A 22081-nucleotide genomic window follows, 5' to 3' on the forward strand; every position below is an offset into this window, starting at 1 on the left:
ATGACCGAGCACGTCAGGTACTGGACCCCCGAGTGGCAGCCGTCCCCCGAGCAGGGCGGCACCCGGAGCGGCGGCGCGCGCCCCGCCCGCCGTGTCCTGCTGCTCACCACGGCCGCCGGCGCCGAGCAGGCCGTCCGCCGCGAGCTGGCCGCGCGGCACCCCGGCGCCACCCTCCACGCGGTGCGCACCGCGGAGGACTTCACCGCGGCACTGCGCGACGGGCCGCCTCCGGAGCGCGTCCTGATCTGGCGCAGCCCCGGCGCACCCGGTGACGTCGGCGGCGCGGAGGCCGCGGCCCGCGAGTACTTCCTGCTCCAGGACGCCACCCAGGCCCTGCTCCGGCAGCGGGCGGCGCAGGACGTACGGCTGGTGCACGCCGTCGTCGAGGACGAGGCGCACCGCGGTCTGGCGCTGCCCGAGTACGCGGCCGTCGCCGCCTTCGCGCGGGTCGTCGCCCAGGAGCGGCCCAGCTTCCACTACCGCAGTGTGGCGCTGACCCCGCGGCCCGCGGGCGAGGCCGCCGCGGCCCTGCTGGCGGAGTCCGAGCTGGACGACGCGGCGACCGAGGTCCGCCACGACGGCGCCACCCGGTCCGTACGGCGGCTGCGGGCACTGCCCCAGGCCGGCCGCGGCGGGGCGGGCGCGGTCTCGCTCCGGGACGGCGGCACCTATCTGATCACCGGTGGACTGGGCGGCCTGGGGCGGGTGTTCGCCCGGGAGGCGGCCCGGCGCGCCCGGGTCGGCCTGGTGCTGACGGGCCGCCGCCCGCTGGACGACCAGGGCCGCGCCTTCCTCACCGAACTGCGGGACACCGGCGCCCAGGTCCGTTACATACCGGCCGATATCGCCACCGTCGACGGGGTGGAGGCGCTGCTGCGGGAGATCCGCTCCGAGCCGGGACCGCTCACCGGAGTCATCCACTCCGCGGGCGTGATCCGGGACTCCTTCCTGCTGCGGAAGACCCGCGAGGAGGCCACCGCCGTACTCGCCGCCAAGCTGTACGGGACCCGGCTGCTGGACGAGGCGCTGAGCGGGGAACCCCTGGAGTTCTTCGCGCTGTTCTCCTCGCTGGCCGGGGTGATCGGCAATCTCGGCCAGGCCGACTACTCCTTCGGCAACGCCTACCAGGACCACTACGCGGGGTGGCGCGAGTCGCTGCGGGCCCGCGGGCTGCGGTCCGGGCGCAGTGTGTCGGTCGGCTGGCCGCTGTGGGCGGAGACCGGCGACGGGGGCGCCATGCACGCCGCGGACGGTGCCGAGGAGCGGGCCAGGGAGCAGATGGGCCTGCACCCGCTCGCGGTGTCCGAGGGCGTGCGCGCCTTCCATGACGCGCTGGCGCAGGACGCGGCGCAGGTGGTGGTGGTCAAGGGCGAGGACCGCACCTGGGACCTGCTGGCCCCGGAGACCGCGCCCGCACCGGCCACCTCCGCCGCTGCCGGGACCGTTCCGGAGGAGGGCGCCGCCGACCCCGTGCTGCTGGCCAGGACCCGTGACCATCTGGTGCGGCAGGTGAGCCGCTTCACCAAGCTCCCCGTCTCCGACATCCGCACCCATGACTCCTTCGGCCGCTACGGCGTCGAGTCGATCATGATCATCGGGATGACGGAGGAGCTGGAACGCGACCTCGGCCCGCTGCCGAAGACCCTGTTCTTTGAATACGACAGTGTGGACGAGCTGGCCGAGTATCTGGCGCGTACCGTGGCCTCTCCGCTGCGCGCCCTCTTCGGCCTCGGCGACGCCCCGGCGGCCACCGCGCCCGCCGCCCCGCCGGCACCCGCGGCACCCGCCCCCGCCCGTACCCCGGCCGCAGCCTCCGGTAAGTGGGCGCTGCTGCGGAACCGCGGCCGGGCCGCGCAGGAACCGGCCGCCGAAGCCGCCCCGCGCCGCCACCCGGAGCCCGCCCCCCGGGCCGAGCGCCGCGAGCAGCACGTCCGGGATGATCAGGACAACCAGGACATCGCCATCATCGGCCTCGCGGGCCGCTACCCGCAGGCGGACGACCTGGACGCCTTCTGGGACAACCTGCGGCACGGCCGGGACGCCGTCACCGAGATCCCCGCCCGCCGCTGGGACCACCGCCCCTACTGGGACCCGGAGAAGGGCAAACCCGGTACCTCGTACAGCCGTTGGGGCGGCTTCATGGAGGGGGTGGAGCTGTTCGACCCGCTGTTCTTCTCCATCCCGCCGGTGGAGGCCGAGTATCTGGACCCGCAGGAGCGGCTCTTCCTGGAGACGTCCTGGCAGGCCGTGGAGGACGCCGGGTACGCGCCGGGCGCGCTCGCCGGGCGCAAGGTCGGCGTCTTCGCCGGAGTGATGTTCGGCCTGTACCAACTGCTGGCCACCGACAAGCACGGCGGAGTGCTGCACGGCCACTCCTCCTACGCCTCCGTCGCCAACCGGGTCTCGTACTTCTTCGACTTCCGCGGGCCCAGCGTCACCGTCGACACCATGTGCTCCTCCTCGCTGGTGGCGGTGCACCAGGCGTGCGCCACCATCCGCAGCGGCGAGTGCGAGGTGGCGCTCGCGGGCGGCGTCAATGTGATGACCCACCCGTCGAAGTACGTCCAGCTCTCCCAGGGCGGCTTCCTCTCCACCGACGGCCGCTGCCGCGCCTTCGGTGAGGGCGGCGACGGCTATGTGCCCGGTGAGGGCGTCGGCGCCGTGGTGCTGAAGTCCCTGCGCCAGGCCCGCGCCGACGGCGACCACGTGTATGCGGTGATCAAGGGCTCGGCGGTCAACTCCGGTGGCCGTACGAGTGGTTACTCGGTGCCCAACCCGCAGGCGCAGGCCGCGGTGATCGGCGAGGCACTGGCCGCGGCGGCCGTCTCCCCGCGTGACATCTCCTATGTGGAGGCGCACGGCACCGGCACCGCGCTCGGCGACCCCATCGAGATCACCGGCCTCACCAAGGCCTACCGGCTCACCACCCAGGACCGGCAGTTCTGCGGGATCGGCTCGGTGAAGTCCAACATCGGGCACCTGGAGTCGGCGGCCGGTATGGCCGCCCTGACGAAGGTCATCCTTCAACTGCGGCACCGGGAACTGGTGCCGTCCCTGCACACCACCACACTCAACTCGCTGATCGACTTCGACAGCACCCCGTTCTCGGTGCAGCGGCGGCTGGGCGAGTGGAAGAGCCCGGCCGGAGTGCCCCGGCGGGCGGGTGTCAGCGCCTTCGGCGCGGGCGGCACCAACGCCCACCTCATCCTGGAGGAGGCACCCCCCGAGCTGTCCGGCACCGCGGGCGGGGACCGGCCGCAGCGCGAGGAACTGCTGCTGTTCTCCGCACGCGACCCACAGGACCTGGCGAACGTCGTCCGCCGCGCCCTCGCCCACCTCGACCGGCACACCGCCCCGCACCCCACCGCACCGGCGGACGGCGCACCCGCCCTCGCCACCGCGGAGACGGTGCGCGACCGGGTGCGTGCCGTGGTCGCGGACGCCCTCAGCATCCGCCCGGGCGACCTCGACGACCAGGAGACCTACACCGACCTGGGCCTCGACGCCTACGCCACCGCCGCCTGCCACGAACGCCTCCAGGAGGAACTGGGCACCGCCCTCCCCGCGGAACTGCTCCACGAGGAGCCGTCCGTCGCCAGTACCGTCACCCGGCTCACCGACCTGCTGACCGGCGGCGGGCACAGCACCGGACCCACCCCCGCCGAGACCGCCGAGCTGCCCCGACTGGCCCTGGCGGACCTGGCGTTCACCCTCCAGACCGGACGGGACGCGATGGCGGAACGGCTCGCGGTCCGCGCCCGCACCGTGGCCGGACTCCGCGACGCGCTCCGCGCCCACCTCGGCGGCGAGCGGGACATCCCCGGTGTCTGGTCCGGCTCGGCCGACGAGCAGGACCGGCGGCTGCACTCCATGCTGCGGCACGACGTCACCCAGAAGTACACCCGGCAACTCCTCGCCGAGGGACGGCTGGACGAGGTCGCCGACATGTGGGTGGTGGGCGCCGAGGTGGACTGGGCGGCGGCCTGGGCGGACCGCGGCGCGCGGCGGCTGTCACTGCCCACCTACCCCTTCGCCCGCGAACCCCACTGGATCCTGCCCGTGGAGCCGGACGGCCCGCTGATCCCGCCGCCCGACGCACCGCCGCCCACCGCGCCCGCGGCGGCACCCCCGGCTCCGGTCGCGGCACCCGCGCCCACCCCGTCGGCCACCGAACCCGCCGACCAGGGACGGGACTTGTACACCGAGGTCCTGGACGACCTCAAGGCCCGCTTCTCCACGTCGCTGAACATCCCGGTCGCCCGGCTGAAGCCCCGTACCTCCTTCGAGGACTACGGCATCGACTCGATCCGCATCACCCAGCTCAACAAGGTCCTGGAGGAGGGCTACGGGGCGCTGCCCACCTCGCTGCTGTTCACCTACAAGGACCTGGAGTCCCTGGCCCGGCACCTCACCACGGTCCGCCGGGAGCGGCTCCCGCGGGAACCGCGGCCGGCGAGCCCCCGGCCCGAGGCCGTGCCCGCGCCCGCCACCGTCGGCGACATCGCGATCATCGGCCTCAGCGGGCGCTACCCGCAGGCGCCGACCCTGGAGCAGTTCGCGGACAACCTCGCGGCCGGCCGGGACAGCATCACGGAGATCCCCGCCGAACGCTGGGACCACCGCGACTACCCCGAAGTCGACTGCCGCTGGGGCGGGTTCATCGACGACGCGCTCGGCTTCGACCCGTCGTTCTTCAACCTCTCGCCCAACGCCGCCGCCTATATGGACCCGCAGGAGCGGCAGTTCGTTCAGGCGGTGTGGCACTGCCTGGAGGACGCCGGCTACACCCCCGAAGCCTTCGCCGACCCCGAGGCGGGCGACCGGCGCGGCAATGTCGCCGTCTACGCGGGCGTCACCTTCAACGAGTACGGCCTCTACGGGGCGGCCGATCTGGCGGCGGGCAAGACCGTGCCGCTGGACGCGCAGCTGTACTCGGTGGCCAACCGCATCTCGTATCTGCTCAATCTGCGCGGCCCCAGCCTCGTCGTGGACACCGCCTGCTCGTCCTCGCTGTACGCCATCCATCTGGCGTGCGAGTCGCTGCGGCACGGGGAGAGCGAGGTCGCCATCGCGGGCGGCGTCAACCTCTCCCTGCACCCCAGCAAGTACCTCACCCTGGGCATGTTCAACTTCCTTTCCCCAGAGGGCCATTGCAAGAGCTTCGGGGACGGCGGCAACGGCTATGTCCCCGGTGAGGGCGTCGGCGCGGTGCTGCTGAAGCCGCTCGACCGGGCGCTGGCCGACGGGGACCACATCCACGCCGTCATCAAGGGCTCCGCCGTCAACCACGGCGGCAAGACCAACGGCTACACGGTGCCCAACCCGGTGGCGCAGGCCGAAGTGGTGCGCACCGCCCTGGAGCGGGCCGGGGTGGAACCCGGCGGCGTCAGCTATCTGGAGGCCCACGGCACCGGCACCTCCCTCGGCGACACCATCGAGATCGAGGCGCTGTCCACCGCGTTCGACGGCTACCCCGCCGACGGGCGGCACTGCGCCATCGGCTCGGTGAAGTCCAACGTCGGCCATCTGGAGGCCGCCGCCGGAATCTCCCAACTCACCAAGGTCGTCCTCCAGATGCGGCGCGGCCGGCTCTTCCCCAGCCGCCTCAACTCCGAACGCCTCAACCAGGAGATCGACTTCGGCCGCACCCCGTTCCGGGTGCAGCTCGCCGAGGAGCCCTGGGAGCCGCCGGCCGGCGAGCCGCGGCGGGCCGGCATCAGCTCCTTCGGCGTCGGCGGTGTCAACGTCCACCTGGTGCTGGAGGAGCACACCGCGGCCCCGCGCCCCGAGGCCGCCCGCGAGGACACCGGCTCCTGGCTGGTCCCGCTCTCCGCCCGCACCCCGCAGATCCTCACCCGCTACGCCGAGCGGCTGCTGGCGTTCCTCCAGACCGCGGGCCCCGGCCGGCTCCCCGAGCTGGCGGACCTGGCGTTCACCCTCCAGACCGGGCGGCGGGAGCTGTCCAGCCGGGTCGCGTTCACCGTGACCGACCACGCCGATCTCGCCGAGCAGTTGAAGGGTTTCGCCGCCGACGGCCGGGTGCCCGTGGCGACCGGTGAACTCGCCGACACCGCCCGCCGCTGGGTCGCCGGCGAGGACGTCGACCTCGCGGCCCGCTGGACGGGCCGGCCGGTGCGCCGCACCCCGCTGCCCGGCTACCCCTTCGAGACCGACACCCACTGGATGTACACCGAGCCCGTCCGGGGCGGCGCCGCCGGCGAGCTCCCGGCGGCTGCCGGGACCGAGGCCCCCGCCGCCGAGGGGCCGGACGACGACGGGGTGGACCACGCGTTCCTGCGCCGGCTCGCCGCGGCGTTCCCCGGCGAACGCGCCGAGCTGATGAACGGCTACCTCCAGCAGCGCATCGCCGAACTGCTGGGCTTCACCGGCGGCAAACTGCCGGAGACCGACCGGGGCTACTTCGAACTCGGTATGGACTCCATCACCTCCACCCAGACCCACAACCTGCTGGAGCAGCTCTTCGACCAGGAGCTGGACCTCCAGCTCTTCTTCAACTACCCGACGATCGAGGAGACTTCCGAGTACCTGCTCGGACTGCTCGACCTGGACCCCCGCCGCGACTCCACCACCCCCGCCACCCGCACGGTGCCCGCGCCCGACGACACCGACGCCCCGGTCTGGCTGTTCACCCGCGACTGGACCGAGACCGGACCGGCCGCCGACCCCGAGGCGCACACCGGTGGCACGGTGCTGCTCCTGGACACCGGTGACGAACTGCGTACTGCCCTCGCCGGCCTGCCCGCGGCGCGGCGCCCGGAGCGGGTCGTCCTGGTCCGCCCCGGCACCGACGGCTTCCGCGTACTCGGCGACGACACCTACGAGGTCGACCCGCTGGCCCGCGCCGACCACGAGCGGCTGCTCGCCCGGCTCGCCGACGAGGGCCGCACCGTGGACCGGGTGATCCACGCCTGGTCCGCGGACCGCTCCGAGTCCGACCCCGAGCGCATCCAGACCGGACTCGACCACGGCGTCTACGCCCTCACCGCGTTCAGCCAGGCCCTGCTCACCGCCCTCCCCGGGCAGCGGGTGACCCTGCTGTACACCTTCGCCGCGGCCGACCCGGGCGCCGCGCCGGAGAACCGGGCGGTGGCCGGACTGATGCGGGCCGTGCGGATGGAGAACCCGTCCCTGGTCTACAAGACGTTCGAGCTGACCGGCCCGGACCCGGACGAGGCCGCCGCCGCGCTGATGGCCGAGTTCGACCGGCCCGACGAGGACGTGGAGCTGCGGCACGACGGCACCCGGCGCTGGACGCGCAGCTTCCGCCCGGTGCCCGCCGCCCAGGTGGAGGCCGCCCGCGCCCCGTTCGGCAAGGGCGGCGTCTATCTGATCACCGGCGGCCCCGGCGGACTCGCGGGCCTCTTCGGCCGCTATCTGTGCCAGGACCACCAGGCCACCGTGGTCCTGGTGGGACGCAGGCCCGCCGACCCGGAACGGCTCGCGGAACTGGAGTCCTGGAGCCGGGACGGCGCCCGCGCCGCCTACCTCCAGGCCGACATCGGGGACCGGCGGCAGGTCGAGGACCTGGTCGGCGAGATCCGCTCCCGCTTCGGCCCGGTCACCGGCGTGATCCACTCCGCCGGTGCGCTCCGCGACGGCCCGATCAAGGACAAGCGTCCCGAGGAGATGGCGGAGGTCCTGAAGGCCAAGGTGTTCGGCACCCGCAACCTGGACGAGGCGCTGCGCGGCGAACCGCTGGAGCACTTCGTGATGTTCTCCTCGCTCGCCGCCGTCCTCGGCAACTTCGGGCAGAGCGACTACTGCTACGCCAACAGCTATCTGGACTCCTTCGCCGAGTACCGCGAGGAGCTGCGCGAGCGGGGCGAGCGCAGCGGCCGGACGCTGTCGGTGAACTGGTCGTTCTGGCGCAGCGGCGGCATGGAGACCAGCGACGCCATCCTCACCTGGATGCGCAAGCGGCTCGGCACCGTCGTCATCGAGGGCCCCGAGGGCTGGGAGGCGCTGCGCACCACGGCCGCCCTGAGCCACCCGCAGGTCGTCACCGTCAAGGGCGACATCGCCAAGATCGGCAGCCTGATGGGCGTGTCCGAGGAGGACATCGCCGCGACCGTGCCGGTCCCCGAGCGCACCGCCGAGGCCCGGGCCGAGGCCGCGACCACGGCACCCGGGACGGCCGAAGTGACCGCCCCCGCCGGCCTGTTCGACGCCGACGCCACCCCCGGCGACCTGCCGCCGTCCAGCCTCGACGGCATGGACGAGGACGCTCTCGTCGCCCTGCTGCGCAATGAAATCGAGCTGAGTGAGAACGAGGGCTGTTGAGTCATGAGTGAGCACGTCAAAAGCAGCACCACCGAGGTGCTGAAGCGGTCCGTGGTGACGATCCAGAACCTGCGCCACCAACTGGAGACGACCCGCCGCGCCGCGCGGGAGCCGATCGCGGTCGTCGGGATGGCCTGCCGCTTCCCCGGCGGCTGCGACACCCCGGAGCAGTTCTGGGAGTTCGTCCGGGACGGCGGCGTCGGCGTCCGGGACGTCCCCGACGACCGCTGGCCGGTGCAGGACCACTACGACCCGGTGCCCGGCACCCCCGGCAAGATGTACATCCGGCGCAGCAACTTCCTCGCCCGCGATGTGGCGTCCTTCGACGCCCGGTTCTTCAAGATCCCGCCGGTGGAGGCCAACTCCATGGACCCCCAGCAGCGCCAGTTGCTGGAGATCACCTGGGAGGCGCTGGAGAACGCCGGGCAGAACCCGGAGAAGCTGCGCGGCAGCGCCACCGGCGTCTTCGTCGGCATATCCAGCAACTCCGAGTACGCCCAGCTCGTCACCGACTCCGCCGAGGCCAACGAGTACATCGGCACCGGCACCACCTCCAGCATCGCCTCCGGCCGGGTGTCGTACGCCTTCGGCTGGAACGGGCCCGCGCTCTCCGTCGACACCGCCTGCTCCTCCTCGCTGGTGGGGCCGCAGCTCGCGGTGGACGCGCTGCGCCGCGGCGAGTGCGACATGGCGCTCGCCGGCGGCGTCAACATGATGCTGTCGCCTGGTGTGATGGCCTCGCTGTGCGCCATGAACGCCCTTGCCCCCGACGGCCGTTCCAAGCCCTTCGACGCCTCGGCCGACGGCTACGGCCGCGGCGAGGGCGCCGGGATGGTGGTCCTCAAGCGGCTCTCCGACGCGCAGCGCGACGGCGACACCGTGTACGCGGTGATCCGCGGCGGCGCCGTCAACAACGACGGCGAGAGCAGCGGCCTCACCAAGCCCAACGGCCGCGCCCAGCAGGCCGTACTGGCCAGCGCCCTGGAGAACGCCCGGGTCGAGGCCAGTGCCGTCGACTACCTGGAGACCCACGGCACCGGCACCCTCCTCGGCGACCCCATCGAGATCGACGCCGTACGGCGGGTCTACGGCGACCCCGCGCGGAAGCTGACGCTGGGCGCGGTGAAGGCCAACATCGGCCATCTGGAAGCCGGAGCGGGCATCGCCAGCCTGATCAAGACAGTGCTCTGCCTGCACCATGAGCAGATCCCGCCGATCGCCGGACTGGACGACCTCAACCCGCGGATCGAGCCGCTCAGCGACTCCTTCGACTTCCCCACCGCCCCCAAGCCCTGGCCGTCCTCCGCAGACCGCACCCGGTACGCCGCCGTCAGCTCCTTCGGCTTCAGCGGCACCAACGCCCACCTGATCATCGAGGAGGCCCCGCGGCCGGCCGCCCCCACGGCGAAGACACCGCCGTCCACGGCCGCGCTGCTCACCGTCAGCGCCGCCGACGAAGAGCGCCTGGTGCAGCAGATCCGCGACCTCGACGCCTATCTCGCCGCCCGCCCCGAGGTCCCCTTCGACGACGTCTGCTACACCGCCAACGCCTGCCGCACCGCCTTCACCCACCGGGCGGTCTTCCTCGGCAATGGCCCCGACGCCGTCCGGGACGCGTTCCGCGAGGTGCTGGCCGCGTACGACGAGGACAAGACGCTCTACTCCGACACCACGGTGATCCTCGGCAGCAGCCACGGCCGGGACCGCTGGAACGCCAAGCGGACCCTGTTCACCACCCACGCCGGGGGCCGCGCCTTCGCCGCGCTGACCGACGAGAAGATCCAGCCCAAGCTGGCGTTCCTGTTCGCCGGGCTCTCCGGCGACACCGGCCGCACCTTTGCCGCGGCCCGCGCCCTGGCCGCCCGCTTCCCGGTGTTCCACGACGCCCTCACCGAGTGCCTGAGCCTCTTCGAGGCCGAACTCGGGCCGCAGACCGCGGCGTTCACCGCCGAGGACGCCACCCCGGCCGATCCGGAGGCGGCCCGCGCCTGGCTCTTCGCCACCGAGTACGCGCTGAGCCGGCTGCTCGCCTCCTACGGGGTGCAGCCCGAGATCACCTTCGGCGAGCGGACCGGTTCCCTCGTCGCGGCCGTGGTCTCCGGAGTCCTCAGCCTGGAGGCCGCCGTCCGCCACCACACCGCGCTGGACGACGCCCGCGAGGCCGCCGGCACGGTGCGCCACGCACGGGTGGAGCTGGGCGCGGAGAAGTTCGAGGGCGTCCTGCGTGACTGGCAGGGCCATGTCCATCTGTCCGCCGTGTACGGGCCGTCCGAGCGGGTCGTCTCGGGTGAGCCGGACGCCCTCCAGATGGTGTGCGAGGCGCTGACCGCCGCCGGTGCCACCGTCACCCAGGAGCCCGACGGCGACTGGCCCTCCGAGGCCCACCGGGCCGGCGCCGACACCTGGCGCCGCGCCGTCCGGGACGAGGAGTACCGCCAGCCCGCCAGCCGCTACCAGTCCGCGCACACCCTGCGCACCAGCCACAACCCGGACGAACTGCGCGCCGAACTCCTCGACAACTCCCTCACCGCGCCCATCCGTTACCAGGAGGGCCTGGAGGAGCTGTACGAGCAGGGCTACCGCTTCTTCGTGGAGCTGGGCGCCGGACCGGCCGGCGGGGTGCTGGAGCGCGAGGACGTCGTGGTACTGCGCCCGGCGGACGACGCCGAGCCGCTGGAGGGCCTGCTGCGGGTACTCGCCCAGCTCTCCTGCCTGGGCTCCGCCCTCTCCTGGCAGGACCACTACGCCGGCCAGAGCCGCCGCAAGGTGATGCTGCCGAACCACCCCTTCGAACCCACCCGCCACTGGCTGGCCCGCGCCGACGCCGACCGGCCCGCCGGGGGCCTCGCCGCGCGCCTCGCCGGGGGCCTCAGCCGCGACGGCCTGCTCGCCCTCCCGCTCGACCTGCCGATCCCGTCCAAGCACTTCCTGTACACCTTCGCGCACCGCAACTTCCCCGAACTCGCGGACAACTCCGGTGTGGTGCACGTCGGTTACTACCTGGAGATGCTGCGCGCGGCGATGGTCCGCCAGCACGGCGAACAGCCCTCCCACGTACGGCAGATGAGGTTCGACGCGCCACTCATCCTGGCCGCGGAGGAGGTCCGGGAGGTCCTGCTGGTCCTGGAGCCGCAGGGCGACGGCGTCTACGACTTCGCCTTCCACAGCCGCGAGTCGGAGGCCGCCCGCTGGACCCTGCATGTGCACGGCGGCGTCGCCGCGGACCTCCCCGCCGGCAGCGCCGACCGCCCGCTCGATGTGCCCGCCCTCCGCGGCGGCGCCCGGCGGCATGTGGAGCGCGAGGAGTTCTACCGTCCGCTGGAGGGCGACCGGGGCTTCTACTTCGGCCCCGCGGTGCGCTTCGTGGGCGAGGCCTGGTGGACCGGCGACACCGAGGTCCTGGTGGGCTTCACCGACCCCGCGGACGGCTCCCCGGTCGACGGCTACGCGCTGGGCTTCCACCCCGGGGTCCTCGACAGTTGCGCGCAGAGCTGCAACTACGTGGTGCTGGAGCGTTCCGCGGCCGGACAGAAGTACATGGTCGCCGCCATGGACGACGTGGTGCTGCGCCCCCGCGGCCGGGACGGCGCGCTGTTCGCCTCGGTGGCGATGCCCGAGTTCGACCGGGAGCGCGGTGAGATCACCGGCGGCATCCGGCTGGTCGACAGCGCCGGGGACCCGCTGGTGTCGGTCGGGAGCATCCGGCTCAAGGAGTTCGACGAGGCGCGGATCGGCGCGTTCAAGGCCATGATGGACGCCGCCGCCCTCGAAGCGGACAGCGAGGACCGGGACTTCTTCCAGCGGTACAACCAGGCCGGTGTCGAGCGCAAACGGGAGATGGTGATCGAGTACCTCAGCCGGCTGCTCGCCCACATCCTGGAGATGGAGCCGGAGGAGGTGAAGGCCGAGGACGCCATGGAGTCGTTCGGCCTGGACTCCATGACCGGTCTGCGGTTCTTCAACCAGACCGGCACCCTGCTGTCGGTGGACATCTCCTTCGCCGACATGGTGCAGAGCGCCACCCTCGGCGACCTCGCCGACAATGTGATGGACCTGATGCCCGGCGGCGCCGGCCGGCTCCGTGACGCCCAGACCAAGCCGTACGACACCGATCTCACCCCCGGCCACTGGATCTACAAGCACCGGCCCAAGCCGGAGGCGAAGGTCCGGCTGTTCTGCTTCCCCAACGGGTACCGCAACGCCGACCTGTTCGACGCCTGGCAGGACCAGCTCGGCCCCGAGATCGACGTATGCGCCGTGATGCTGCCCGGGATGGACACCCACCGCCTGGACGAGCGGTCGCCGTCCGACATCGAGGACTTCATGGCGACCATGGAGCGGGTGCTGGACCCGGAGCTGCTGGACATCCCCTGCGCCACCTTCGGGCACAGCTGGGGAGCGCTGTTCTCCTTCCGGCTCGCCTACCGGCTGGGGCTCAACCCCCGCGCCGACCTGGTGCGTGCCTTCGTCTCCGGCTTCGCGGCCCCCGTCACCAAGAACCCCAGCATCCAGGACATCCTGGACCAACTGGCCAAGCACAGCATGACCGAGATCCCCAGCTACGAGGAGATCCGGCAGGACCAGGACACGCTGGACGCGGTGGTCAACGCCTACGGGACCGCCTGGGACTACGGCGAGATGGAGACCAGGGCGACCCTGCCCCAACTGCTCGCGGCGTGCAGACTGATCGACCGGTACGAGCACATCCCGCAGGAGGTCTTCGGCACCGCCGTCACCGCCTTCCACGGGGTGGACGACTGGGTGGCGTCGGAGGAGTCCAAGCTGTGGGAGCGACTGACCACCGGCCCGTTCGTCCTGCACACCATGGCCGGTGACCACCAGTTCATCGACGCGCACCAGTCGCAGCGCAGGCTGCTCGCCCTCATCCGGGAGGAACTGATGGGCGCGGTGGAGCCGTCGTGAGCGGTGTCAACACAAGGAGAAGCGGAATGGAACGGCGTGCGGCGGGCATCGAGGCCGTCAACTTCTACGGCGGTTCGGCGTATCTGGACGTCGAAACCCTCGCCAGATACCGGGGGTTGGACAACGAGCGGTTCGAGAACCTGCTCATGCTGGAGAAATCGGTCGCGATGCCCTTCGAGGACCCGGTGTCCTTCGCGGTCAACGCGGCCAAGCCGATCGTGGACGCGCTGAGCGAGGCGGAGCGCGACAGCATCGAGATGCTGATCACCTGCACCGAGTCCGGTATCGACTTCGGCAAGTCCCTCAGCACCTATGTGCACGACTACCTCGGGCTGAGCCGCAGTTGCCGCCTCTTCGAGGTCAAGAACGCCTGCTTCTCGGGCACCGCCGGCTTCCAGAACGCGGTCAACTTCGTGCTCTCCCAGGTCTCGCCGGGCGCCAAGGCGCTGGTGGTGACCACCGACATCGCGCGCTTCAAGGCGACCGAGGGCGGGACGGGCCTGGAGGAGGACTGGCTGTTCGCCGAACCCACCGGCGGCGCGGGCGCCATGGCCCTGCTGGTCAGCGACACCCCGCACATCTTCAGCGTGGACATCGGCGCCAACGGCTCCCACGGCTACGAGGTGATGGACACCTGCCGCCCCGTACCGGACAGCGAGGCCGGCAGCGCGGACCTGTCGCTGATGTCCTACCTGGACTGCTGCGAGGCGGCGTACCGGGCCTACGAGCGGAAGGTGGAGGGCGTCGACTACGCCACGACCTTCGACTACCTCGCCTTCCACACCCCCTTCGGCGGCATGATCAAGGGCGCGCACCGCACCATGATGCGCCGGATGTGCAAGGCCAAGGGCCAGGCCATCGCGGCCGACTTCGAGCAGCGGGTGCGGCCGGGCCTGACGTACTGCCAGCGGGTGGGGAACATCTTCGGGGGCACCGTCTTCCTCAGCATCCTCTCCACCATCGCCCACGCGGACCTCTCCGCTCCCCGGCGCCTGGGCGTCTTCTCCTACGGCTCGGGCTGCTGCTCGGAGTTCTACAGCGGCGTCGTCACCCCGGAGAGCCGGCGCCGGGTGGAGGCGATCGACGTGGAGAGCGTGCTGCGCGGTCGCCACGGGCTGACCATCGACCAGTACCTCCAGTTGATGAAGGAGAACGAGGTCATCGAGTTCGGCACCCGCAATGTCGAACTCCAACTGGACGTCATACCCGAGGTGTTGGACACCATCTCCGGTTCCGGCCGACTGGTGCTGAGCCGGGTCGACGACTACCACCGGGAGTACCAGTGGGTGTGAGCGGCGTCGTCACACTGACCGAACCCCGGCCGGGGGTGGCGCTGGTCGCCATGGAGGACCAGGAGAACAAGAACACCTTCACCGACGCCCTCCAGATCGGCCTGGGGGAGGCCTTCCAGGAGATCGCCGCCGACGAGCGGTACAAGGCGGCGATCCTCACCGGCTACGGCACCTTCTTCTGCTCCGGCGGCACCCGTGAGGCACTGCTGACCATCCAGGCCGGCGAGGGCACCTTCCAGGCCGAGGGGCACCCCGATGTGTACTCGCTGCCGATGGACTGCCCGATCCCGGTGATCTCGGCGATGCAGGGCCACGCCATCGGCGGCGGCCTGTCGATGGGCCTCTTCGCGGACTTCGTGGTCCTGGCCCGGGAGAGCATCTACACCGCCAACTTCATGAAGTACGGCTTCACTCCGGGCTTCGGTTCCACCAGGATTTTCCCGGAGAAGCTGGGCACGGCACTGGGCGGCGAGTTCCTGCTGACCGGACGCACCTTCCGCGGCGCCGAACTCGCCGAGCGGGGCGTGCCGTTCCCGGTGGTGCCGCGCAAGGAGGTGGTGCCGACGGCCCTGGCGCTGGCGGAGAATCTGGCGGAGAAGCCCCGCACCTCACTGGTGATGCTGAAGCGGCATCTGACCAGCGGCCTGCGGGCGGACCTGCCCGGCGTCGTGGAGAGGGAACTGGCCATGCACGAGGTGACCTTCCATCAACCCGAGGTCAAGAACCTGCTCATGAGCCGCTACGGCACCTGAGCGGCGCCGGAGCACCGCACCGGGCAACCGCACCACTGAAATCGCACAAGGAAAGAAGAACATGACCGAGGAAGAGATCTTCACCACCCTGACCGGCGTCTTCCAGGAGATCATCGAGGGAGTGGACGTCCAGGCCATCACCCGCGAGGACAGCCTGCGCGACCTGGGAGCCAACTCCATCGACCGGGCCGAGATCATCACGGACACCCTGGAGCAGGTCGGCGTCACCATACCGATGGTGAAGTTCGCCGACGCCAAGAACATCGGCGACATCGTCTCCGTGATCGCCGCCGGGGCCGGCTCATGAGTGCCCCCGGCCCCCTCAGCGGCAAGGTCGCGCTGGTCACCGGAGGTTCCCGGGGCCTGGGCCGCGCCATGGCGGTGCGCCTGGCCCGGGACGGCGCGACCGTCGCCATCGTGTACGTCAGCGACGAGGCCAGCGCCAAGGAGACGCAGACGGAGATCGAGCGCCTCGGCGGCTCCGCGCGCGGCTACCGCTGCGATGTCTCCGACGCCGAGCAGGTCACCCGCTGTGTGAAGGCCGTCGCCGCGGACCTGGGCCCGGTCGACATCCTCGTCAACAACGCGGGGATCATCCGCGACGGGCTGGCCGCGTCCATCAAGGACGAGGACTTCGACGCGGTGATGAACACCAACCTCAAGGGCGCGTTCCTGTTCATCAAGGCCTGCTACTTCGGCTTCATCCGCAAGCGCAGCGGCTCCATCGTCAACATCTCCTCGGTCTCCGGCGTCTTCGGCAGCGCCGGACAGGCCAACTACGCCTCCGCCAAAGCCGGGTTGATCGGTCTGACGAAGACCATCGCGAAGGAGCTGGCGGAGCGGAACGTCCGCTGCAACGCCGTCGCCCCCGGGCTGATCGCCACCGATATGACCCAGGACATGGTGGAGGACACCAAGCGCCTGGACCCGGTGCCGATGCGCCGCTTCGGCCGCCCCGACGAGGTCGCCGGCCTGGTCGCCTTCCTGGCGAGCGACGACAGCTCGTACATCACCGGGCAGGTCGTCTGCGTGGACGGCGGCATGGCGATGTGACCCGGCCCCCGCGGCGGGAAACGAAGAGGGTGCCCGCGACCAGATCGTTCCTGGTCGCGGGCACCCTCATCGGTTGCGGGGGCGGGCTCACTCCCAGCGGAAGAAGCGCGCGCCGATCCCGGTGGCCACCACGAGGAGGCCGCCCAGTACCGCCACCGGCACCAGGTTGTCCGCCCAGGTGCCGCCCTTCCACAAGTCCTGGAGGAACTCGGTGAGTTGGGTCAGCGGAGAGATCTGCGCCACGCTCCGCACCCCGTCCGGCAGGGCGTCCAGCGGCACCGCGCCACCGGATACCATGATCAGCGGGTACGTCAGGGTGTTGCCCACCGCCTGCGCGGCACCGGACGAGGGCAGCGCCGCGGCCATCGCGTAACCGACCGCGAGGAACGCGGCGATGCCCAGCAGCAGCGCCAGCAGCACGGCCACGATGCTGCCCTGGCAGTCGGCGTCGAAGAACACCATGCCGATGACGAGCATCAGCACCAGGCTCGTCGTCAGGATGGCGAACCGCACGGTCACATCGGCCGCGATATAGGTGCTCGGCTTCAGCGGCGTCGCCCGGAAGCGCCGCAGCGCGCCGTTCTCCCGCTGCCCCACCAGGTCGACCGGGATCATCACAAAGGCGGTAATGGCGAGGACGATCGAGGAGAAGCTGACCAGGTTGGCCTGGATGAAGCTGCGGTCGTGGAACTCGGGCCGCGGATCGGTGCCGAAGATGGCGCCCATGACGGTGACGAACAGCGGACCGAAGGCCAGCATGAAGAAGACGCTGGCGGGTTCCCGCAGGGTGCGCTTGGTCTGTACGGAGACCAGGTTTCCGAATGCAGATGTCACTGACCTGACCCCTCTCGCATCGGACGGCCGGTCAGAGACAGGAACACGTCTTCCAGGTTGGGCTGTTCGGAACGGAAGTCCTCCGCGGTCAACTGGACGTCCGCCAGCGCCGCCATGATCTCCTGGGCGAAGCCCCGGCCCTTGCCGCGGACCACCATGCGGCCCTCGACGTTCTCCACATGGATCACGGAGGCCAGCTTCTTGAGTTCCTCGACCGGCGGGCGGCCGTTGACGGTGAACGTCAACTTGGTCTCGCCGTCAAGGGAGTTGATCAGGTTTGTCACGGTGTCCAGGGCGATGATCTTGCCGTGGTCGACGATCGCCACCCGGTCGCAGAGGCGCTCGGCCTCTTCCATGAAGTGGGTGGTGAGGAACACCGTGGTGCCGTTGTCGCGGATGTCGCGGATCACGTCCCACACCGCGTGCCGGGACTGCGGGTCGAGCGCCGTGGTGATCTCGTCCACGAAGATCAGCTCGGGGTTGTTGATCAGGGCCAACGCGATGAACACGCGCTGCCGTTGCCCCCCGGACAGCTTGTCGACATAGGAGTCGACCTTCTCGTCCAGGCCCAGTTCCCGCAGCGTCTTCCGCCAGTCGCCGGGAGTGCGGTAGAAGGACGAGAAGAGCTGAAGCGCCTCCCCGACCTTGATACGGGACGGCAGTGCGGAGGTCTGGAGCTGGAGGCCTATTCGCTCATGGATCTCGGTCGCGTCGCGCGCCGGGTCCATGCCCAGCACCTCCACGGTGCCGCTGTCACGGGTGCGCAGTCCTTCGACGCACTCCATGAGGGTGCTTTTCCCCGCCCCGTTGGGGCCGATCATGCCGAATATCTCGCCCTGCTGGACCTCGAAGGAGACGCCGTCGACGGCGCGGAGCTCCCCGTATCTTTTCGAGACGTCCTGGCAGCGGATGACTGTGTTCATGTCTCGTTCATTCCTTGTCGTCAGCCTCCTGTGACTGCCCGCGACCCCGCTGGAGCTGACCGTCGAGTGGGGAGAGGCCGCTCTGCAGCAGCGATTCGAGCTTCATCAGAGCGATGCCGTGCTTCGGGTCGCCAAGGACCAGGAGCTTGTCACCCGCAGTGATGTCGAGATCGCGCCGGGCCTGCGCGGGAATCACGACCTGCCCCCGCTCGCTCACGGTCACGGCACCGTAGAACCCCCGCCCTTTCGGGTCGTACGAGGGGTCTTCAGAAGGTCCGCGGCCCTTGTCGTCAGACGGGGTCATACGACCGGTCCTCTACTCGCGGTACACATGATTCGGCATGTATATCATGTAGGGCTGCGCCGTCTGTGTGGGTGCGACGGCGACTTGATGACGATGCGGTGTCGGTGCTGTGCGGCCCCCGCAGCCCCCGCAACTAACTGCCCACCGAGTCGAGTTGGACCAGCTCCTCCGGGGTGAGGCGGAGCGCCGCGGCGGCCACGTTGGCGGTGAGGTGGGCGGGGTCGCCGGTGCCGGGGATGGGGAGGACGTGCGGGCCCCGTTGGAGGAGCCAGGCCAGCCGGATCTGCGCGGGGGTGGCCTCATGGGCGCGGGCGACGGCGAGGATCCGCTCGGGTTCGGTGTGCACGGCGCCGTGTTCGCCGCCCGCCCCGGCCAGGGAGTAGTACGGCACGAAGGCGATACCGCGCTCGGCACACCGGTGCAGAAGCTGCTCGTGTCGCCGGTCGTCCGGGCCGTACCGGTTCTGGACGCAGACGACGGGGGCGATGGCTTCGGCTTCGGCGAGGTGTTCCGGAAGGACGTTGGAGACGCCGAGGTGGCGGACGAGACCCGCGGTACGGAGTTCGGCGAGCGCGCCGAAGTGCTCGCTGACGGAAGTCTGGCCCATCCGGCGGAGGTTGACCAAGTCCAGGTGGTCCCGGCCGAGTTGGCGCAGGTTCTCCTCGACCTGGCCACGCAGTTGGTCCGGTCGGGCGGGAGTGGACCAGTCGCCGCAGGCGTCGCGCGCGGGGCCGACCTTGGTGCCGATGACCAGGCCCGAAGGGTAGGGCGAGAGCGCGGAGTTGATGAGTTCGTTGGCGGAGCGCAGCCGGGAGAAGTAGAAGGCGGCGGTGTCGATGTGGTTCACGCCGAGCTCGACGGCCAGGCGCAGCACACGCAGCGACTGCTCCCGGCCGCGCGGAGTGCCCAGATGGAACGCCGCACTGCCGGTGAGGCGCATCGCCCCGAACCCCATCCGGTTGACCACCATGTCCCCGAGCCGCCAGACACCGGCCGCCGAGGCGTGAACTGTCCGCTGGGGCATGGGAGTTGTCCGCTCCATTCGTTGGGTGACCGAGCTGGGGGCACGCCCGCTAAGGCGTCAGCCGCACCGTGAGGCTGTGGCCGTAGGTGTGGTGGGTGTCGGCTTCGATGCGGGTGCCGCCGGGGACGTGGTGGACGCGGATGCCGGGGGTGGGGGCGGCGGGGCGCAGGGGGCGGCCGTGCAGGGTGAGGGTGAGGTGGTCGCGGCGGGTGGTGGGGTCGGCGACGGCGAGTTCGGTGCTGCCGTCGGGTGCGGTGCGCAGCAGGGCGGAGCCGGGGCCTTCGAGGGTGAGCGGGCCGGCGTGGTGGCTGCCCTCGGTGAAGGAGTTGGCCGCGGTCAGACCCAGCTCGTGGTGCGAAACGGCCTGTAGCCGGGGGGAGTTGGCGAGGACGGTGAGCGGCGGGCGGTGTGCGTAGCGGGTGAGGCGGTCCTCGGTGGCGCCGGGCAGCAGGGCGTGGGCGAGGGCGGTGGGGCGGGCGCCGGGTGGCTGGTGGACGGTGAGGGCGAAGACCTGCCGGGTGAGCGGGGTGTCGGGGTTGGCGGCGCGTACCAGGCGGGGGCTGCGGGTGACGGTCTCCAGGGTGGCGGTGGGCGGGTGTTCGGGGTGCGGGTCGAGGAAGACATAGCCGACGGCGGTGGCCCGGTCGGGGTCGGCGTAGCGGAGCCAGGCGGGGGCGCCGGGACCGGGCCAGGGGCGGCCCTGGTGGGTGCGGCCGGTGAGGGCGGGGCGGGTGGCGGGGTCGGCGAGGCGGGTGTCCAGGGTGGTGGTCACGGCGCGCCGCCCGCCGGGGTCGCCGACCCCCGCGGCGAGTACCACGATCTCCTCGTCGAACATGAACCAGGAGCGGGTGGCGCGGGCCGCCCGGTAGGCGGTGAAGTCCGTGGGCAGCCGGCCGGCCCGGTGGGCGGCCCAGGCGGCGTCGTCGGAGAGGACCAGGCCCGCCGTCCCGTACGGCCCGAGGGCGGCGCCGCCGCTGAACTCGCCGGTGGCGCAAGGGAAGTAGACATAGGTGTTCTGCGCCTCGGAGGACGAGGTGAAGCCCGCCGCCGGATTGTCGTAGTAGTCCCCGCCGTACAGCTCGGGGATGGTCTGCCGGTCCTCGACGGGGGCGGTGACGCCGGGGAGCCGGTACGGGGAGAGCGCGGTGAGGTGGTCCAGACCGAAGGCGGCGGACTGGTCCTCGCCCGCCAGGTGCAACTGGTGGGCGCCGGAGCCCTGGAACCACGGCCGGAGGTTCTCCCCGCTCATGTACTCGTACAGCGAGACCCGGCGGGAGCCGCAGGCCAGGGCGAAGGTGAAGCCGGGCCGCCGGTGCACACTGCGGCCCATCGCGTGGAACGCGGCGTGGTGGGCGGCCGGTACCAGATCGCGGGCGGGCTCTCCGGTGGCGGCCAGGATGTCGGCGTAGCGGGCGATGCTCAGCGGGGAGGTGAAGGCGGAGGGGTCCACCGGAGTGCGGCTGGTGTGGTGCAAGTGCCGTACGTACGCGCGGAGTTCGGCGGCGAGGTCGTCCCGGCCGGCGCCGGCGGCGTGTGCGGAGAGGTCGGCGGCGGCCTGGACGACGGGCGCGGTGTCGGGGTAGCCGGTGGCGGGGCGGGAGACGCTGCGGCCCTTGACGGTGTCCAGTAGCCAGCCCTCGTGGATCAGCGGGGCGAAGCTGCGGGCGAGCCAGTCGTACACGGTGCCGATGAGATCGGTACCGTCGCCGCCGCCCTCGTAGCCGGTCCCGGTGAGCAGGCCCGCGGTGTCCGTCATCCGGGTCAGCAGCCCCTTGCCGTACGAGCCGGTGTAGGCGACGGAGGAGTGCTGGAGGAAGGACCCGTCGGCGTAGAAGCCGTCGGTGACGCCGTGCCGCAGCCGGTACGGGTCGATCGGTGCGAGGACGGTGAACTGGTCGGCGACGGCCTTGCGGACGCGGGCCTCCTGGTCGAGCACGGCGCCCTGCACGATGCGGTTGCCGGTGATGTCGGCGAGGTTGGCGCCGGTGTGGAAGCGGGAGTCGAGGTCGACATCGCCGTCCCTGCCGTTGCGCAGATAGCCGTCCATGGCGCGGACGCAGTCGGCGGTGAGCCCCGGATGCCGGGCGGCGAGCGGCTCGCGCAGCAGGAGCAGCAGCCGGCTGAGAGGGGTGGAGACACCGATCTCCCAGGTGAACCAGTTGCCGTAGTACCCGGCCGACTGGTCGCCGTACCACCGGTCGTACAGCTCGCGCAGGGCGTCCGCGGCGCGCTGCTGGCAGGCCGGGTCGCCGTCCAGGGCGCCGCCGGGGGTGCGGGTGGCGAGCGCCAGCTCGTAGAGGTGGCGGAAGGTGGTGGCGAGGTTGGGGTCGCTGCTGCCGAGGGGGAGCCCGGCGAAGAGTTCACCGGGTCCCGCCCGGTCCAGCGCGGTGCGCCGCTTCCGCGCGGTGGCGGTCAACTCGGCGATTCTCGGGGCGACTTCGGGACGCGCGTTGCCGGCGGCGGTACCGGTGAGCAAGGCCAGGGCGTTGGCGCGCAGCAGGGCGGTACCGGATTTCGGGTCCACGGCGAGGGCCGCGGCCCGGGGCGGCGGAGCACCGACGGCGAGTGCGGCGGCCGCGGGGGCGGCGGACAGCAGGGTGCGACGCGACAGTTCCACAGACACTCCAGCCTCGGACCGGATGCGGCCTAGGTCGATTCCGCATGGAAGCAACGGC

At 71.5% G+C, this 22081-nt stretch carries 11 protein-coding genes; 6 read left to right on the forward strand and 5 right to left on the reverse strand.

What is annotated here, in order from left to right; translation table 11 throughout:
- The 6 genes from ACFVST_RS12150 (at nucleotide 1) to fabG (ending at nucleotide 16321) form a co-directional block, all read left to right on the forward strand.
- The gene (locus ACFVST_RS12150) at nucleotides 1–8301 is read left to right on the forward strand and encodes an SDR family NAD(P)-dependent oxidoreductase (protein WP_390149503.1); all 8301 of its coding nucleotides are present in this window, start codon (nucleotides 1–3) and stop codon (nucleotides 8299–8301) included.
- A 3-nt stretch (nucleotides 8302–8304) separates the two neighbouring features.
- Complete coding sequence (locus ACFVST_RS12155; protein ID WP_390149505.1) at nucleotides 8305–13224, forward strand: beta-ketoacyl synthase N-terminal-like domain-containing protein; 4920 nt, start codon at nucleotides 8305–8307, stop codon at nucleotides 13222–13224.
- Between the two features lie 26 nt (nucleotides 13225–13250).
- Nucleotides 13251–14516, forward strand: a complete 1266-nt coding sequence (locus ACFVST_RS12160; protein ID WP_390149507.1) for a hydroxymethylglutaryl-CoA synthase family protein — start codon at nucleotides 13251–13253, stop codon at nucleotides 14514–14516.
- Entirely contained in the window at nucleotides 14513–15268 is a 756-nt protein-coding gene (locus ACFVST_RS12165) for a polyketide synthase (RefSeq protein ID WP_390149509.1), read from the forward strand. Before ACFVST_RS12160 ends, ACFVST_RS12165 begins: the two co-directional genes overlap by 4 nt.
- A 61-nt stretch (nucleotides 15269–15329) precedes the next feature.
- Complete coding sequence (locus ACFVST_RS12170; protein WP_390149511.1) at nucleotides 15330–15575, forward strand: acyl carrier protein; 246 nt, start codon at nucleotides 15330–15332, stop codon at nucleotides 15573–15575.
- Entirely contained in the window at nucleotides 15572–16321 is a 750-nt protein-coding gene (gene fabG / locus ACFVST_RS12175; protein ID WP_390149513.1) for a 3-oxoacyl-[acyl-carrier-protein] reductase, read from the forward strand. Before ACFVST_RS12170 ends, fabG begins: the two co-directional genes overlap by 4 nt.
- Before the next feature lie 87 nt (nucleotides 16322–16408).
- Here the strand turns inward: fabG and ACFVST_RS12180 are convergent, their stop codons facing one another.
- The 5 genes from ACFVST_RS12180 to ACFVST_RS12200 form a co-directional block, all read right to left on the reverse strand.
- Nucleotides 16409–17155: an ABC transporter permease gene (locus tag ACFVST_RS12180; RefSeq protein WP_390149515.1), complete on the reverse strand. Its 747-nt coding sequence runs from the start codon at nucleotides 17153–17155 to the stop codon at nucleotides 16409–16411.
- Nucleotides 17152–18078, reverse strand: coding sequence for an ATP-binding cassette domain-containing protein (locus tag ACFVST_RS12185; protein ID WP_390149517.1), 927 nt, complete (start codon nucleotides 18076–18078; stop codon nucleotides 17152–17154). Before ACFVST_RS12185 ends, ACFVST_RS12180 begins: the two co-directional genes overlap by 4 nt.
- 7 nt (nucleotides 18079–18085) lie before the next feature.
- On the reverse strand, nucleotides 18086–18382 hold the full coding sequence (locus ACFVST_RS12190; RefSeq protein ID WP_390149519.1) for an AbrB/MazE/SpoVT family DNA-binding domain-containing protein: 297 nt from the start codon (nucleotides 18380–18382) through the stop codon (nucleotides 18086–18088).
- Nucleotides 18383–18515: 133 nt separating this feature from the next.
- Nucleotides 18516–19406: an aldo/keto reductase gene (locus ACFVST_RS12195; protein WP_390149521.1), complete on the reverse strand. Its 891-nt coding sequence runs from the start codon at nucleotides 19404–19406 to the stop codon at nucleotides 18516–18518.
- 49 nt (nucleotides 19407–19455) lie between these two features.
- Nucleotides 19456–22023: a polysaccharide lyase family 8 super-sandwich domain-containing protein gene (locus ACFVST_RS12200; protein ID WP_390149523.1), complete on the reverse strand. Its 2568-nt coding sequence runs from the start codon at nucleotides 22021–22023 to the stop codon at nucleotides 19456–19458.
- Between the last annotated feature and the right edge of the window lie 58 nt (nucleotides 22024–22081).

The organism is Streptomyces sp. NPDC058045 (assembly GCF_042885635.1).
Classification (GTDB): Bacteria; Actinomycetota; Actinomycetes; order Streptomycetales; family Streptomycetaceae; genus Streptomyces.